The following is a 16,763-nucleotide window of genomic DNA, read 5'->3' on the forward strand; positions in this document are numbered from 1 at the left end:
TGACATATTGAGTGTGGCGTGATATTTTCAGAATAGGATCGGTCGAAATTGTTTAGGAGGACAATGGATGCTAACAATTGAAAACAACCAGTTAAAGGTTGAAATTAATGAGGTCGGTGCTCAGCTTACGCACGTAGTCGATAAGACTACTAATGCCGACTACATTTGGAATGGGAGCGAGTGGGAAAGACATGCTCCAATTCTTTTTCCGGCAATCGGAAGATCAAATGACAATAAATATATTTTAAATGGGAAAACATATGAAATGAAGCAACATGGCTTCGCTCGTGACTATCCTTGGACAGTTGTTGATAAGGGAGACGATCGAGTAAGTCTGACTTTAACTGAAAATGAAGAAACTCTAGCTGTTTATCCATTTCATTTTAGTCTGATGGTTACCTATACGCTAGAAGCTAATCAATTAAAGGTAGAATTTTTGGTTAAAAATAATTCAGAAGAAACGATGCCATTTGGACTTGGTTTTCACCCAGGCTTTAATGTGCCAATAGCTGGAGATGAATTGAAATTTTCAGATCATGAGTTAACTTTGAGCCCAGAAGTGACAGAATTAACTCAATTTCAAATTGATCCAATTCCATTTAGAAATGGTAAGGTCATTCCAGTACCTAATGCACAAAAGGGAACTTTGCCGCTATCGTATTCAGAATTTGATGATGGTTTGATCATTATTAATAATCCAGGTTTAACCGGGATTGAGTTAAGTAGTGCCAAATCAGAACATAAAATTTCTTTAACGTTGGAAGATTTCCCATATGTAGCACTATGGACCATGACTGATCCAGAAGCTAAGTTTTTATGTATGGAACCTTTTGCTGGCTTGCCAGATATTAAGAGCAGTGAATTGACCAACTGGATGGAAAAAGAAGGCAATAACTTCCTAGCACCAGATGAAAATTCACATTTTTCAACTACAATTACTTTAGAATAAATATGAAAAGAGGGAAGCTGTGTGAAGTTTTCCTCTTTTTTTACTAATTGTTTAAGATTTGGCATAATAAAGTTTTCAGAGTGTAATTTTGCTATAATATCCTTGTTTTAAGAAAGTTTGAGAAAGAATATTATGGATAATAAGCCCAAAGAACCTGTTCTCTCAAGAGTTGAGCTGAACAAAGAAAAACATAGTAAGAAAAAGCCAATCCGTATTATTATTGCGGTTATTTTAGTGCTGGTTTTAGGACTTGGAGCCTATGCAGGATCTGTTTATTTAAAAGCTAAAAATGCCTTTGATAAAACATATGACCCAAAGACTGCTGTAAAACAAGATAGCTTTTCTGGTAAAGAACCATTCAATATTTTATTATTAGGGACAGATACGGGAGCTTTTGGTAGAAAAGAAGTTCGCGGGAACTCAGATACAATGATTTTGGTAACCGTTAATCCGGCTAAAAAGAAACTTTCTCTAATGTCGATTCCGCGTGACACCATGGCAAGAATGATTGGCACCGAAAACTTTAGCGTTCATAAGATTAATGCCGCTTATAATATTGACGGTGCCAAAATGGCAATGAAGACTACAAGTAAGGTCCTTAATGTGCCAATAAAATACTATATTTCAATGAATATGGGCGGAATGAGAAAGATTGTAGACGGCGTTGGTGGCGTTACAGTGACGCCGCCTCTTACCTTTACTTACGATGGCTACACCTTTACCAAAGGTAAAAAGGTACACTTAAATGGTAGTCAAGCCTTAGCTTACTCTCGAATGCGCTATGACGATCCTCGCGGAGACTATGGTAGACAATTACGGCAGCGTGAAGTAATTATGTCCGTTTTAGAACATGCAATGTCATTTAGTACGCTAAAGAATTTAGATTCAATCTTAGGCTCTGTTTCAACTAGTTTGAGAACTAACTTAACTTTTGATTCAATGGTCAAAATTAGTAAAAACTACCGTAAATGTACTCAAAACATGTCCAGCGACTATTTGCATGGAGTAGGAGCAATGATTGGAGATGCTTCATATCAAGTAATGTCTGATAGAGAATTGCAACGAACATCTAATATTGTGAGAAATGATCTTGGTTTAGATTCAATGAATATTGATAATAATGAAACTTATCAAAATTCAATGAATTCTCAATTTGATTGGACCAGTGGTGATTCTAATCAGGTATACTACATATATGATCCTTATACGGATGAATTATGGAACGGAGATCGTGCTTATTAATGAATGAATTAATTTCACTAGTAATAGGATATTTCCTCGGAAATATCCTTTTTGCTATGATTGTCGCAAAAATATTTTTACATAAAGATCCGACTAAATATGGCTCAGGTAATCCTGGTACAGCTAATATTGGTGCAGTTTTTGGTAAAAAATGGGGTATTCTCACTTGTATTGGAGACTTAGCTAAAACTTTGGCAGCGTTATTAATTGTCTACTTTCTTTATCATGGTAATCGCTTAGATTTATCTTTTGCTGGTATTGGAGTCGTCTTAGGGCATTCATTTCCGTTCTGGAATCACTTCAAGGGTGGTAAAGGAGTGGCAGTTACTGCATTGTGGATTGTCTTTTTTGACTGGCGAGCTGGTTTGATTGCTTTATTAATTGGCTTGTTTTTAGTGATTATTATGAAAAATCTTACTATTCCGCCACTTGTATATATGTTGGGGTTCAGTATTTTTACTTGGCTTAACTTTGGCTGGGAACAAGGATTAATCTTTTTAATTGCTACTTTAATCATGATTTTTCAATTTAGAAAAGATATTGTCGACTTCTTTACTGGACACGGTAAGCGAGTAGATGTTTTGGTAACAATTAAGAAAAAGTTAGGGATATACAAATGAAATCAGCTTTAAGAAAAACAATCCAGTGGATCTTACTTTTGTGTTTGTTGCTGGGAATATTAATTCAAACCTTAGGCTTTTGGAATTATAATCCAACGTCAGTTTCTACTAAAACGCGAATTGGCATGGTAATTAGCTTAATTCAATTGATAGTGGTTGTCTGGTATGGGATGAGTTACGGCAATAAGGAGTATAGCTTTAAAGAGGCAGTTAAGAACTGGCTTGAAGGCGTCGTTACTCTTATTATTTTCTATTTAGTATTTGTCATTTCGTTGCCGCAGTTTTTCTCAGCTTGGAATTTATGGGGAATCTTTTTCCCAGTTTTAACTAGTACATCAGCTTTATTTAGCGGAATTATAATTTCTTTATTCTTTCAACCATTTATTTTTAGATTACAAGAGAAATTAAATACTAAGCAAAATGTGTTGCTGCTGACAGCCATTACAGTTTTGATTTTTGCCTTAAGTGCAGGAAATTCGCTTTTAACTAGTTATAGTATTTTTGGCCTTTACTTAGCTGTACCTTTTGCCTGGGGAATGCTTATTTCAAAGATTAAGGCATCTAAGAAAGTAGTTCTTGGCTTAGTAGTAGCAACGATTATTTTGCTACCAGCAGTTTATTATCTTACGATTAAATTAATGCCGATTCAGACGCCGCAAGGATTCATCTTTTCTCAGATGAATATGTCTTGGAATACTAGTCTTTTAATGGCGCCATCATCACCATTGATGATTTTATTTGTCGTTGCTGGAGCATTATTATTTAGAAGTTTAATGCTTGGAGTATCTCACAGAGTATTTTCAATTCTAATTCCAGCCATTATCTTTGGCACTACTTCTTATGGGATGAGTTTGTGGAAGGAAAAATTGCAACTTTTGCTTGCACCTGTAAGTAAGAAAGTTACTGTTTTATTGATTCTTTCTTTATTAGTTGCAAGTTTCATTATTAATTTTGTTTTTGTTAAATTTTTCCTTTCAAATAAGCGCGCTCAGAAATTTTTGAATAAATTTGATGAAAATAATCTGGATGGTCTTATTAAACTTTTAGAAGCGGGAGTAGACTTTTTAAAGCGACACTCTAAATCAATTATCTTATTTGCATTCCTGATGTTCTTAAGTGTCATTGGCTTTTATACTGTTCGAGACATTCAATCTGCAAGTGACTTTTGGGTTGCTCTAGTCTTTATTTTTACTAGCAAATTTGGCACCTTAGTTTTATCGTTGATTTTCTTATTTGCAATTTATGAGATCTTCTATGTAATCACTACTAGGTTCTGGGTATCCGCAAGTATTCCAACTGTTTTGGCTTTAGGAATTGCAATTGCAGATGGAATTAAGATGGATTTAAGAGAAGAGCCTGTCTATCCAAATGAAATTAGTGAGATAGTCAATTGGAAAACGTTAATTCCAATGATTGGTGTGCAGACTCTAATTTACATTCTTGTTGGTATTGCACTTTTAATTGCAATTATTGTTTATCTAGAGCTAAAGCACCCACATAACTTAAGAAGAAAGAAAAAGAGTTGGCTTGTTTTAATTGGTAGTCTCTTAATTTTGATTACACCGGTGTGGTTTAATGATGAAAATTCAGCGATTTACTATATTTCAAAGGGTTTTGATAATAATCCTGACTTTAGAAATCCACCGGATAGTACAGCTAATAACGGTGCTGTCTTAACTTTCTTAGATTTCATCAAAGTGCCAATTATGGAAAAAGTTGATGGTTATTCTGAACATGCCATCAAGCAAATTACTAAAAAGTATGAAAAAGAAGCTATTGCTATTAATAAGACTAGAAAGAACAAGTTATCCGATCAAACAATTGTCTTTAATCTTAGTGAAAGCTTTGTAGATCCAAAAGAATTCCCAGGAGTCAAAATTTCTGATAATGTTAGAGATCCGATGAAGTATATCCGTAGCTTAATGTCGCAAACGACTTCTGGCAAGATGCTTAGTGCTGGATATGGTGGTGGAACTGGAAATATGGAATATGAGTCCTTGACTGGATTTAATATGGGAAACTTCTCGAGTGCTCTTACTCCATATACTCAGGTAACTTCACGTTATAATTTTTATCCAACAATTGGGATGAATTTCCCTTATAGTAGTGCAATTCATCCGTTTAATGGTACTTATTATGGCCGAATTGATAATTATCGCCGGTTTAAATTTAATAAGTTTGCTTATTTAGGCTCTAAATATAAGATCTATGATAAAAAGTCGCTTGGAACGAGTCCATATCTTTCTGATGAGACGGCTTACCAGAATGGCTTGAGACAAATTAAGAGTAGAAAAAATGGTCAATTTATTAACTTGATCTCAATGCAAAACCATATGCCATATGGTGATTATTATTCACCAAATGAATATAAGGATAATGTCAGTGGCTCTTCTCTTGCAGATGATAATGTTAAGACTAGCTTTGCGGCATATACAAAGGGTGTTGAATATACTGATAAGGCAGTGAAGAAGTTTATTAAAGAAATCGATGAAATTAATAAGCCAATCACGCTTGTCTTTTATGGCGATCATTATCCATCAATTATTGATCAATCGTTATTATCTAAGTATCCAATTAAAATGCATTCTACTACTTACTTTATTTATTCAAATAAGTACGCTCGTGAGCATGGTGCTAAGAATAAAATTGTTCCAGATAAGTATATTGCAACGAGTTCCTTTATTCCGATGGCTTTAGAGCAAACGAATTCTAAAGTTACAGCTTACCAAGCATTACTTACTCGGATCTACAAGGATCTTCCTGCAATGACAATTAACTATAGTAGCAGTGATGGTTTTGAACTAGTTGATCAAAACGGAAAGAAAGTTTCTGAAAAGAAGTTAACTAAGAAACAAAAAGAATTATTGAAGGACTATCAATTGATTCAATATGATATGTCAGCGGGTAAGGGATACACTTTGGACGTTAAAAGCTTTTATAAATAAGCAGTTGACTAAATAACTATTCTCCCTTATTATCATAGGTAAATAAAAAGTAGCAGCTTAATTCAGTGTTCAGAGAACTAGCGGTTGGTGTGAGCTAGACAGGTTGAGTTTGCGAATTACAATAATGGGGTTGTTCCCTTATCAACTGTTTTAAGGCGCATTAAGCGCAAACGTGGGTGGTACCACGGCTAATGAAGTAATTTAGTCGTCCCTAGATTTCGAGAGAAGTCTAGGGACGTTTTTTGTTAGGAGAAATTATTATGGCAAAATTTGACATTTTAGAAGATTTAAAATGGCGCGGTGCTATTAACCAAGAAACCGATGAGGAAGGTTTACGCAAGTACTTAGCAGAGCATGATGATTTAGCTCTTTACTGCGGAACTGATCCAACTGGTGATTCCCTTCATATTGGACACTTAATTCCATTTATGATTTTAAAAAGATTCCAAATGGCTGGCTACCATCCAGTAATTTTGATTGGTGGAGGAACTGGTTCAATTGGTGACCCATCAGGTAGAAAGACCGAACGTGTTCTTCAAACTGCTGAACAAGTTAAGCATAATGAGGAAAAGTTGACTGCTCAAATGAAAAAGTTATTCGGTACGGAAAACTTTGAAATTAAAAACAATGCTGAATGGCTTGGTAAGCTTAACTTGATTGACTTCTTACGTGACTACGGTAAGTTCTTCCAAGTTAACAACATGATTAATAAGGACGTTGTTGCTAGTCGTTTGGAAAATGGTATTTCATTTACTGAATTTTCGTACCAAATTTTACAAGCTATTGATTTCTACCACTTAAACAAAGATAATGGCGTTCAACTCCAAATTGGTGGTAGTGATCAATGGGGGAACATTACTGCTGGTATTGATTTAATCCACAAGCTTGAAGGTCAAGAGCGTCCAGCATTTGGTTTAACTATTCCATTGATGCTTAAGGCTGATGGTACTAAGTTTGGTAAGTCTGCTGGTGGTGCTGTTTGGCTTGATCCTGAAAAGACCAGTCCTTACGAATTCTACCAATTCTGGATTAACCAAGATGATCGGGACGTTGTTAAGTACCTTAAATACTTTACTTTCTTATCTCGTGAAGAAATTGAAGACTTAGCCGAAAAGACTGAAAAAGAACCTTGGAAGCGTGCAGCTCAAAAGAGATTAGCAGAAGAAGTAACTAAGTTTGTTCATGGTGAAGAAGGCTTAAAAGAAGCTCAAATGATCACTGAAGCACTATTCTCAGGTAACGTTAAGAGCTTGTCTGTTCCTCAAATTGAACAAGCTTTGAAGAATGCCCCAAGTGCTGAAGCAACTCATGAAGCTAAGAATATCGTTGAATTCTTAGTTGAAACTAAGATTGAACCATCTAAGCGTCAAGCACGTGAAGATGTTAAGAATGGTGCTATTTACGTAAATGGTGAACGTCAAAACGATATTGACTTTATTATTGAACCTGACAATGATTTTGAAGGTAAGTACGTAATTATCCGTAAGGGCAAGAGAAAATACACTTTAGTTAAAATTAAATAGTAATTAAAAAGAGAAGACGAGGGATGCTAGAGGCACTCCTCGTCTTTTTTGTTATAATTAAACTGTGTATGCCGTTTTAGCTCAGGAGGTAGAGCACCGCCGTGGTAAGGAGGAGGTCCCCAGTTCAAATCTGGGAAACGGCTTAGTTATTAAATAAGCTTAGGCTAGCAGAAGCTTTTTTGATGGATGATGCATTAAGGGATGGTCAAAACGACTGTCCCTTTTTATAATGGAGATAAAATATTGTAATTTATGAAAGAAGAATAGACATGGCACATGAACTTACACTAGAAGAAATTGAAAAATTTCAACAAGATTATCAACAAAACAAACAAAATAAGATCGCTGAATTAGCTGTTGTGAATAACGGCGTGCAAAAAGCCAGCTTCAACAGTGAAGGAATTCGTGATTTAAATCGCACCTTCTCAATTGAAATTCCAACTGATAATGTGACTGATCAAAAACAATCAGGTCGTTGCTGGTTGTTTGCGGCATTGAACGTTTTACGTCACAAGTTCGCTAAGCAATATCATGCAAAGAACTTTACTTTTTCACAAAGCTATCTCTTTTTCTGGGATCGAATCGAAAGAGCAAATATTTTCTTCAATCATATCTTAGAAACTGCGGATAAACCTGTGGATGATCGAACTGTGCATTTTTATTTGCAAGCTCCAGATACTGATGGTGGACAATGGCATATGGCTATCTCCTTGATTAGAAAATATGGCTTAGTGCCAACTTATGCACAAGATGAAAGTTTTACTGCTAACAATACAGCAGCGTTTAATCAAGCCTTGAACATGAAGTTACGTGAAGATGGACTAGTTTTACGTAAACTTGCTCAAGAAGGAAAAGAAGCTGAAATTGAGCAAAAACGCCAAGAATTTTTAAGTGAAGTTTACCGTATGGCTGTGATCGCTTTTGGACAACCTGTGCATAAGTTTGATTTAGAATTTAAAGATGATGATGGTAATTACAAGTTAGATCAAAATCTTACCCCACTAGACTTTTTCCACAATTATTTTGAAGATGATTTGGATGACTACGTTGTTCTCTTTAATGCACCAGATCATGAATATGACAAGCTTTATGCTTTTCCATTTGAAGATAATGTTGAAGGCGGTAGTCCAATTAGATTTTTGAATACGAAGATTGAAAATCTTAAGGAAGCAGCTATTAAGCAATTAAAAGATGGTGAAACGATCTGGTTTGGTTGTGATGTAGGCAAGCAAAGCGACCGTCAAAAGGGAATTTTAGCTGCTGATTTATATGAAACAGATACTGTTTTTAATATTGAAACTAAATTAAGTAAGAAAGAGCGTCTTGAAACTGGTGCTAGTGGCTCTACTCATGCAATGACCTTGGTTGGTGTGGATGTAGTTGATGGTAAGCCTCGTCAGTGGAAGGTTGAAAATTCTTGGGGAACTAAAGTTGGTGAAAAAGGCTACTTTGTAATGGATGATAAGTGGTTTGACGAATACCTCTTTAAGGTTGTAGTGAAGAAGCAATACTTACCTGAAAAATTAGTAAAGATTGCTGAAGGAGAAGCTACTCCAGTTCCTTGCTGGGATTCAATGGCTTAATTTTGGTGATAAACAGATGGATATTGAATTAGTTAAGCAGTTTACCCAAGATCATTTAAAAGGTGAAAAAACAGGACATGACTACTATCATGGACAACGAGTAGCAAACTTAGCTACAAAAATGTATTTAAGTGATTATCCCGATGCGCATGCAGATAGCCGAGTTGTTGCTATTATTCAGACCGGTAGTTACTTACACGATACAATTGATGAGAAAATTTGCGATGACCCAAGTAAGGTAGTTGCAGAAATTAAAGAGTTACTACCTAAAGTTGGATTTACTGAGTTAGAAGCACAAGATATTTTATTTACGATTCAGCACATGTCTTTTTCTGCAAATATTGAACATCACTACAAGTTACCCTTGAGTGGACAATATGTGCAAGATGCAGATCGAATTGAAAGTTTAGGTGCAATCGGAATCGCACGAGCATTTACTTATGGCGGAAAGCATGGAAATAAGATCTATGATCCAGAGATTAAGCCTGAAAAGTTAGTAAGTCATGACCAATATCGTAACCATGTTGAGACAACGATTAATCACTTCTATGAAAAATTATTTGATTTAGAGGGATTGATGAATACTCCTGCTGCTAAGAAAGAAGCACATCGAAGAACTGAATATATGCGTGAATTCGTTCAAGAATTTATGGATGAATGGAATGTGTAAGATAATAAAGCTAGCTAATCTTTTGGCTAGCTTTATTATTCACTTAATTAAGGGGATGAAGTCATGTCTTATATTGCAGATTATACTAATAGTTATGACATTCGTGGACAACGAATTACAATTACTGCGCCTGCTCGTTTTGACGAGAATACTGGTAAGGTAATTGCTGACTTAGAACTTGATGATCATGCAGCAAAATTAGCTTTGGAAAAGTATCGGAGAAAGTTTGGCATTATTTCACCAACTGATCTTAAAAATTTACGACATCATTGGAATTTTAGTAAAGAAAAATTTGCTGAAGTTTTGGGATGGAATGTGGCAACAATAGCTCTTTATGAAGCCGGAGCTGTGCCATCGATTAGTGATAATCGTTTACTAAAGATTTTGATTAAAAATCCCAAACTTATGGAAAAGTTTATTGAAGATAGTGAAAAAGAAGAATTATAAAAGGGATCTGTGTCTATAGCGACGCAAATCCCTTTTTATCAATATATTTTATTTTCACTAAGCAAGTGAATCCCAAGCTGGAAGTGGAGTAAGCTTGCTTTCTGCAAGTTTCTTTTGATCGTCAGTTAAGAATTCTTTTCTAACAACTACTTCATAAACAAACTCATCAAACCATTTATCACTCATTGTGAAGTAACCCTTACGGCCTGACTTTTCACTCCATGAGTTTTCAACTTTCCACTTACGGATTTCGCCTTTGTCTAAGTCGACACCAACTAAGGTCATTGCGTGACTAACTTCACCTTCGCCAGTAGCTAATCTTTCAGCCTTAGTCATGTAAGTATCAACGTCAAATAATTCGTCGGTCTTGTATAACTCAGTATCTAAGTAACCAGTCTTGCGGTCCATTTCTTTTAAGACATCATTACCAAACCAAACGCTTTCGCCATCCTTAAGTTGCTTGATTGCAGCTTCTTTTAAGTATTCGATTGGTACATTCAAGAAAGTAATTGGAAGTCCGCCATTAACGTTATCTTCGAATGGAAGTGAGTAAAGCTTGCCATATTCGTGGTCAGGTGCATTAGTCAAGCAAACGTAGTCATCGAAGTTAACATCCCAATACTTGTTGAAGAATTCAACTGGAGTTAAGTTCTTATCTAAGTGCAATTTTTTATCGTCGTCGCGATACTCTAAGTCAAAGGTCTTAGGAGGCTCGCCAACAGCAATCGCAGTCATACGGTAGATTTCACTTAAGAATTCTTTGCGCTTCTTTTCAACTTCTTCAGTTTTGCCTGCTTGAACTAATTTACGTAAAACTAAGGCATCTTTTCTTTCCTTACGAGCTAAAGCATCAGCTAAGCCAGCAGTGTGATTGGTATTAAAACTTTCAGGCATTGCATTAGTTGGGACAACACCGTACTTCTTAACTAGTGAAGCAGCCATTGCCCATTGACCACCATCTGAACCGGCAAAGTTCATGTATGCTTTAACAGTACGATCATCTAATGGCTTATCAGCAGAATCAATGATTGCGTCGTAGAAGATATTTGCACGTTCGATTTTATCCCAGAAGAAGTTATATGCTTGAGATAAAGTGAAGTTCTTAGCCTTATACTTTTTACCAAAGTCATGACGTAAGGTGTTTAAAGTAGCAAATAACCAGCAACGTCCTGATTGCATTTGGTTAGTAACATTATCAGTTTCCACTTCAACAGAGAAAACATCATTTAAGCGGTTAGTAACTGTTGGGTTAAATGAAGCTTCTAAAACACCGGAACGCATTGCTGCGCGAGAAACAACTTCATTGCGTGAATTATCAAAGTCATTACGGAATTGATCAATTTCTTGTAGGGTTAATTCATGAGACATGTAATTTTACACTCCTTTAATTTTTTTATCATGTTTTTCATTATCTTTACTATACAGCAAATGACGACTTAATACACTAATTTTGTTGAATGAAAGTAGCTTTCATAAGTATGACAAGGGACAATATGAAGTATAATATTGATAATAATATCGGAGGTAAGAACTATGAAAAAGAATATTTTTGTATCAGGAATTACCCTAATGACAATGCTTCTTGCTGTAGGTTGCAGCAATAGTGCCAATCAATCTAGTACTAATAACGAAGCAAAAAGCAGTAAGACAAGTCACAAGAAGAGTCATAAGGCTAAGAAACACACTACTAAGAAAGATAAGACTGATGTAGATACTGATGATTCAGAAACTACTAATTCTGATAAGAAGAGCGATAAGAGTAGTGAAAATTCAAGTAATACTACCAGCAAAAAGACTAATAAGAACAAATCAACTGACTCTAACAATTCTTCTGATTCAACTGGATCAACTAATTCGAACAATGCATCAAATTCAGCTGCATCTAACACCCAAACTAATGGTAATAGTCAAAATGCATCATCATCTCATAATGCTTCAGATGCCATGTTTAACAAGATGGTTTCTGACACAATTAAAGAGCATGGTTATTCAAGTAATTATGGTCCAGACAACTTTACCTTAATTGATGGTGGCAATGGTCAATACTCTTTAGCTGAAAAGTCAACTGGAACAATTGTTGGTCATTATTCAGTCAAGAATGGTGAACTTTACAAGCAAGACATTCTTACTGGAAACGATGTTAAGGTTAAATAATGGTTTACTATCAAAAAATGACGCCAGAAGGCTATCAAGAAATTAAAGACGAGATAGCCCGTTTAAAAAAAGATCGACCACGTAGAATTAAAATTTTGCAAGAAGCTCGTAGTATGGGAGACTTGTCAGAAAATTCAGAATATACGACTGCTAAGATGGAATTAGGGCATTTGCAGAGTCGACTGCGTTATCTAGATAAACAATTAAGATATTCAGAAATTATTCAAAAAGATAAAAGTGGCACAATTGATTTAGGTTCAAATGTAAAACTGCTTTTTGAAGGTGATGATGATGCGGAAGAATACCGGATTGTTGGTAGAATGGAAGCAGACCTGGCTAAAGGGAAAATATCTTTTGATTCTCCTTTAGGACAGGCCTTAATGAAGCAAAAAGCTGGTGCAACAGTAACTGTTGAAGCACCAGCTGGAAGTTATGATGTAAAAATTATTGCAGTAAATTAAAAAGCACCTCGCTTTGCGGGATGCCTTTTTTTGTAAGCAATCAAATTTATTCAATTGTGATTGTGTTTTCTTTGTCTTCTTCAGTTAATTTTGGCAAGGTAATGGTTAAAACGCCGTCGATGTCCTTAGCAGAAATTTCTTTAGAATCAACATCAGGAATACGATAGCTTCTTTGAATGTGACCAACGCTTCTTTCACGGTGAATAAGGTTGCCATTCTTGTCATCTAAGTTGTCAAATGAGTCGCGGCTACCTGAAACATTCAAGATGCCATCTTTATAAGAAACTTTAATGTCTTTCTTATCCATTCCTGGCATGTCGACTTTAACGATATAGTCCTTGTCTGTTTCAGCTACATCAGATTGCATAATGTTCTTAATTGAACTATCGTCAAAAAAGTCTTTTGGAAAACTAAACCAATCGCTTAATTGATCCATCATATTATCATTGTTACGATTCTTCATCATTTCGTTTGCCATAATAAAACTTCCTTCCATTACGCTCTCTACACTTTCTATTGTAGTAGGTCAGAATAGAATGTAAAATATTTAGCACTCTAATTGACAAAGTGCTAATTTTAGCACAAAAAAATAGGATTTAGAGTAATTCTAGATCCTATTTTTCATGATTAGTCTAAGTCTTTGCCGTTAGATTCAATAACTTTCTTGTACCAGTCAAAGGAATCTTTCTTTGAACGCTCAAGTGTTCCTTCACCCTTGTCATTTTTATCAACGTAAATAAAGCCATAACGCTTGTCCATTTGACCAGTTCCAGCTGATACTAAGTCAATGCATCCCCAAGGAAGATAACCCATCAAGTCAACACCATCTAAAACGACAGCCTTTTCCATTTGTTCAATGTGCTTTCTTAAGTAATCGATTCTATATGGGTCATGAACTGAGCCATCAGCTTCGCGTTTGTCATAAGCACCAAGACCATTTTCAACAATAAAGAGTGGCTTGTGGTAGCGATCAGTTAAGTGGTTAAGAGAAATTCTTAAACCTTCTGGATCGATTTCCCAACCCCAGTCACTACGTTGCAATGTAGGATTTTCAACAATTGCTTCTTGTAAGTCAGTTAACTCATCAGGTTTAACTTTCTTACTTGAGACAGTAGTTGATTGGTAGTATGAAAAGCCAACGTAATCAACAGTACCTTCCTTTAAGGCAATCTTATCTTCTTCAGTAATATCTGGACGGTAGCCATTTCTTTCAATGTAGTCTTCAACTGCGTTTGGATATTCACCATTAACGTGAACGTCAGAGAAGAAGTCACGTCTTTGTTCAAACTTATCAGCAAGTAAGACATCGTCTGAAGATGGAGTTAAAGGCCGAACAGGTGAGTAATTAATCATACAGCCAATTTGGAAGTCTGGATTAATCTTGTGTCCTTCTTTAACTGCTAAAGCAGAAGCAACTAATTCATAGTGAGCTGCTTGATACATTGCTGCTTCTTTTTCTTTATCGCCCATTCCATTCTTGAATAAAATTCCGGAGTTAGTTGCCATCAAGAAGTCATTGTTAAAACTAGATTGGTTGTCAATTTCGTTAAAGGTCATCCAGTACTTAACCTTGTTCTTGTAACGCTTGAAGCATACGCGAGCAAAGCGAACAAAGTAGTCAATTAATTTACGATTAGTGAAACCGCCATATTCTTTAACTAAGTGATAAGGAATTTCAAAGTGAGAAAGAGTGATTACAGGTTCAATACCGTATTTGTGGCATTCGTCAAATAAGTCATCATAGAATTTAAGACCTGCTTCATTAGGTTCTTTTTCGTCGCCCTTAGGAAAAATTCTAGTCCAAGCAATTGAAGTACGAAAAGCTTTAAACCCCATTTCAGCCATTAATTTGATATCGCCCTTGTAATGGTGGTAAAAATCAATAGCATCATGGTTAGGGTAGTTCTTACCAGGGATGACGCCATCTGTGATTTCACGTGGTTTAGTTGCGGATCCTACAGTCATTACATCGGCAACTGACATTCCTTTCCCGTCTTCATTCCATGCACCTTCAAGTTGGTGGGCAGCAACAGCGCCACCCCATAAAAAGCCTTTAGGCATAGTGTATCCAGTCATATTCAATACGTCCTTTCTAAAGTAAGCGTTTTCGAAGTTCATTCTACAAATTAAAATCTGACTTGTAAAGCTTAAAAGTATAGAATTTTATTTTTCATAAGAAAACAGTCTTCATTGTTGCAACCGTTTTCAATTAGTGGTATTATACAGGTGTTGTCTGAATTGTTCGGGAACAATATTGAAAGGGCAGATACAATAATGACTAAAAAAGATCAGAGTTTAGAACAAAAGAAACATGACATGAGTGTAAGATCTATAAATTTTAGCCGCTATTTAATGATTCGTTATTTTTCTGCGGCGTTCTTATTCACTAATCTATTTTGGTTAGTTTTTGCAATTTGCTACAAAGATATTGGTGCTTCGATAATTTCGGGATTATTGTTTGTTTTATTATTAGTAGCTTCAGTTGAGCAAGTAAGTAAATGGAATGTGAGAAATACTGATTTAAAATTTACGAAACTTTATTATCAACTGCAGCTAGGTGCAAATGTAATCTTTGCTATAGGTTGCTATTTACCATTTGGAAAGCTTCTATTTCCTTTTATGACTACAAATGATGTCGCAAATGTAATTGTTACGATTTTAGTAATTGGAATGCTAGGTTCCATTTTGATCTTAAGAAGAATTAGTAACATTCAAAATGGTCGCGACAAATATGCACGAGCAATTAAGACATTTGAAAGTAATAGACAGTAGGACAAATTGAGGGGGATGTACTATGTCTGACACTGCGCAACCATCATTTAAAGATAAAATGATGAAGATACTAGGCAAGTTCTCAGGTTCACGTTTTGTACGTGCAATTATGGGTGCTGGTTATTCGATTATTGCCTTTTCTATCATTGGATCAATGTTTTTGGTCTTAACAGTTTTAACTCAAGTTATTACTGCTAAAGGATTTGTAGATTTTTACAACAATACATTTGGACGTTTTAACAATATTTATACTGTTATTTACAACGCCACGATGGGTATTATCGCAATTTACTTTGCTGGATCATTTGCTTATAACTATGCAGATATTTATCGTAAAGAAGAAAACTTATTGCTTGATCCATTGAACGCAGTTTTCTTAACTTTAATGGGTTTATTCATTACCGTTCCACAATTAGTATGGAAGGGCGGTAACACTGTCTTTGTTAACATTTTGAAGAAAGATAATGTTATTGCTGGTGGTTATGGCGTTTCTGGTTCTGGTTTAACTAGAATTGGTGCTACAGGTATCTTTACTGGTTTAATCGTTGCCTGGTTAACTGTTCAAATTTATCGTTTCTGTATTAAACACAATTGGCGAATTAAAATGCCCGCATCTGTTCCATCAGGTGTTGCTAACTCATTTACTGCTTTGATTCCTGGTTTTGTGATTGCGATTGTCATTGCTTTAATTGACGTTATCTTAATTGTTCTTGGTACAGATATTTTCCAATTATTGTTTATTCCATTCTCATTTGTTTCAAACATTGCTAATACCTGGTGGGGAGTTTTAATTATCTTCTTCCTGATTCACTTCTTATGGTGGTTTGGTATTCACGGTGCTACTATTATTTCAAGTTTCTACCAAGCAATTGTTTTATCAAATATGGCTGCTAATGCTTCGGGTGCTCATTATGTCTTTGCTGGTGAATTCTCAAATGCATTCGTAATCATGGGTGGTTCTGGTGCTACTTTAGGTATGGCACTTTGGATGGCCTTTGCTTCAAGATCTAAACAATTACGAGAACTTGGTAAGCTTGAAGCTGTTCCTGCTGTATTTAACATTAATGAACCTTTACTATTTGGTTTGCCAATTGTTTATAACGTACGTTTATTTGTTCCATTCTTACTAGCACCTATGACTTGTTCAATGGTTGCTTATGCAGCTATTGCAACTCACTTAGTACCTAAGATTATTGTTCAACAACCATGGCCAATTCCTGTAGGTCTTGGTGGTATGATGGCCACTGCTAGTTGGCAAGGTGCTGTTTTAGCTTTAGTCAATGCTGTAGTTGCATTCTTAATTTGGTACCCATTCATTAAGCATTACGACAATGAATTGCTTAAGAAAGAGCAAGCTGGTGCTGAGAAAGCTTAATTATAAAATATAGACTTTGAAA

Annotated in this window: 15 protein-coding genes and 1 tRNA gene; 13 read left to right on the top strand and 3 right to left on the bottom strand. The window is 35.5% G+C overall.

Annotated features, from left to right (window positions below):
• Positions 1-67 precede the first annotated feature (67 nt).
• From F3I00_RS00985 to F3I00_RS01025, 9 genes are all read left to right on the top strand, one after another.
• Positions 68-949, top strand: a complete 882-nt coding sequence (locus tag F3I00_RS00985; RefSeq protein WP_159310958.1) for an aldose 1-epimerase family protein — start codon at positions 68-70, stop codon at positions 947-949.
• A 132-nt stretch (positions 950-1,081) separates the two neighbouring features.
• Complete coding sequence (locus tag F3I00_RS00990; protein WP_020806598.1) at positions 1,082-2,191, top strand: LCP family protein; 1,110 nt, start codon at positions 1,082-1,084, stop codon at positions 2,189-2,191.
• Complete coding sequence (locus F3I00_RS00995; protein WP_003649562.1) at positions 2,191-2,811, top strand: glycerol-3-phosphate acyltransferase; 621 nt, start codon at positions 2,191-2,193, stop codon at positions 2,809-2,811. Before F3I00_RS00990 ends, F3I00_RS00995 begins: the two co-directional genes overlap by 1 nt.
• On the top strand, positions 2,808-5,756 hold the full coding sequence (locus F3I00_RS01000) for an alkaline phosphatase family protein (protein WP_065169732.1): 2,949 nt from the start codon (positions 2,808-2,810) through the stop codon (positions 5,754-5,756). The genes F3I00_RS00995 and F3I00_RS01000 overlap by 4 nt, the downstream gene beginning before the upstream one ends.
• A 260-nt stretch (positions 5,757-6,016) precedes the next feature.
• Positions 6,017-7,279, top strand: coding sequence for a tyrosine--tRNA ligase (gene tyrS, locus F3I00_RS01005; protein WP_020806596.1), 1,263 nt, complete (start codon positions 6,017-6,019; stop codon positions 7,277-7,279).
• Positions 7,280-7,349: 70 nt separating this feature from the next.
• Positions 7,350-7,422, top strand: a tRNA-Thr gene (locus F3I00_RS01010).
• Positions 7,423-7,548: 126 nt separating this feature from the next.
• The gene (locus F3I00_RS01015; protein ID WP_020806595.1) at positions 7,549-8,862 is read left to right on the top strand and encodes a C1 family peptidase; all 1,314 of its coding nucleotides are present in this window, start codon (positions 7,549-7,551) and stop codon (positions 8,860-8,862) included.
• A 16-nt stretch (positions 8,863-8,878) separates the two neighbouring features.
• Positions 8,879-9,532, top strand: coding sequence for an HD domain-containing protein (locus F3I00_RS01020; protein ID WP_003649558.1), 654 nt, complete (start codon positions 8,879-8,881; stop codon positions 9,530-9,532).
• 63 nt (positions 9,533-9,595) lie between these two features.
• Positions 9,596-9,979 carry a transcriptional regulator gene (locus tag F3I00_RS01025; protein ID WP_003649557.1) on the top strand — a complete coding sequence of 128 codons (384 nt, stop codon included), beginning with the start codon at positions 9,596-9,598 and terminating at the stop codon, positions 9,977-9,979.
• 57 nt (positions 9,980-10,036) lie between these two features.
• Here F3I00_RS01025 and F3I00_RS01030 read toward each other — a convergent pair whose 3' ends face one another.
• The gene (locus F3I00_RS01030) at positions 10,037-11,347 is read right to left on the bottom strand and encodes a C1 family peptidase (RefSeq protein WP_159310959.1); all 1,311 of its coding nucleotides are present in this window, start codon (positions 11,345-11,347) and stop codon (positions 10,037-10,039) included.
• Positions 11,348-11,512: 165 nt separating this feature from the next.
• Between F3I00_RS01030 and F3I00_RS01035 the strand changes: the two genes are divergently transcribed.
• Both F3I00_RS01035 and greA read left to right on the top strand, forming a co-directional pair.
• Positions 11,513-12,133 carry a hypothetical protein gene (locus F3I00_RS01035; RefSeq protein ID WP_020806593.1) on the top strand — a complete coding sequence of 207 codons (621 nt, stop codon included), beginning with the start codon at positions 11,513-11,515 and terminating at the stop codon, positions 12,131-12,133.
• Positions 12,133-12,594, top strand: coding sequence for a transcription elongation factor GreA (gene greA, locus F3I00_RS01040; protein WP_020806592.1), 462 nt, complete (start codon positions 12,133-12,135; stop codon positions 12,592-12,594). The genes F3I00_RS01035 and greA overlap by 1 nt, the downstream gene beginning before the upstream one ends.
• 46 nt (positions 12,595-12,640) lie before the next feature.
• Here the strand turns inward: greA and F3I00_RS01045 are convergent, their stop codons facing one another.
• Both F3I00_RS01045 and F3I00_RS01050 read right to left on the bottom strand, forming a co-directional pair.
• Positions 12,641-13,072, bottom strand: a complete 432-nt coding sequence (locus F3I00_RS01045; protein WP_003647914.1) for an Hsp20/alpha crystallin family protein — start codon at positions 13,070-13,072, stop codon at positions 12,641-12,643.
• A gap of 149 nt (positions 13,073-13,221) precedes the next feature.
• Positions 13,222-14,670: a 6-phospho-beta-glucosidase gene (locus tag F3I00_RS01050; protein ID WP_021314878.1), complete on the bottom strand. Its 1,449-nt coding sequence runs from the start codon at positions 14,668-14,670 to the stop codon at positions 13,222-13,224.
• A gap of 198 nt (positions 14,671-14,868) precedes the next feature.
• On the opposite strand from F3I00_RS01050, the gene F3I00_RS01055 reads away from it, so the two are divergent.
• Both F3I00_RS01055 and celB read left to right on the top strand, forming a co-directional pair.
• The gene (locus F3I00_RS01055) at positions 14,869-15,366 is read left to right on the top strand and encodes a hypothetical protein (RefSeq protein WP_020806590.1); all 498 of its coding nucleotides are present in this window, start codon (positions 14,869-14,871) and stop codon (positions 15,364-15,366) included.
• A 22-nt stretch (positions 15,367-15,388) separates the two neighbouring features.
• A complete protein-coding gene (gene celB, locus F3I00_RS01060) occupies positions 15,389-16,741 on the top strand; it encodes a PTS cellobiose transporter subunit IIC (RefSeq protein WP_020806589.1) in 1,353 nt (450 codons plus the stop codon).
• Positions 16,742-16,763 lie beyond the last annotated feature (22 nt).

Source organism: Lactobacillus sp. JM1, from assembly GCF_009834385.1.
GTDB classification, from domain to species: domain Bacteria; phylum Bacillota; class Bacilli; order Lactobacillales; family Lactobacillaceae; genus Lactobacillus; species Lactobacillus paragasseri.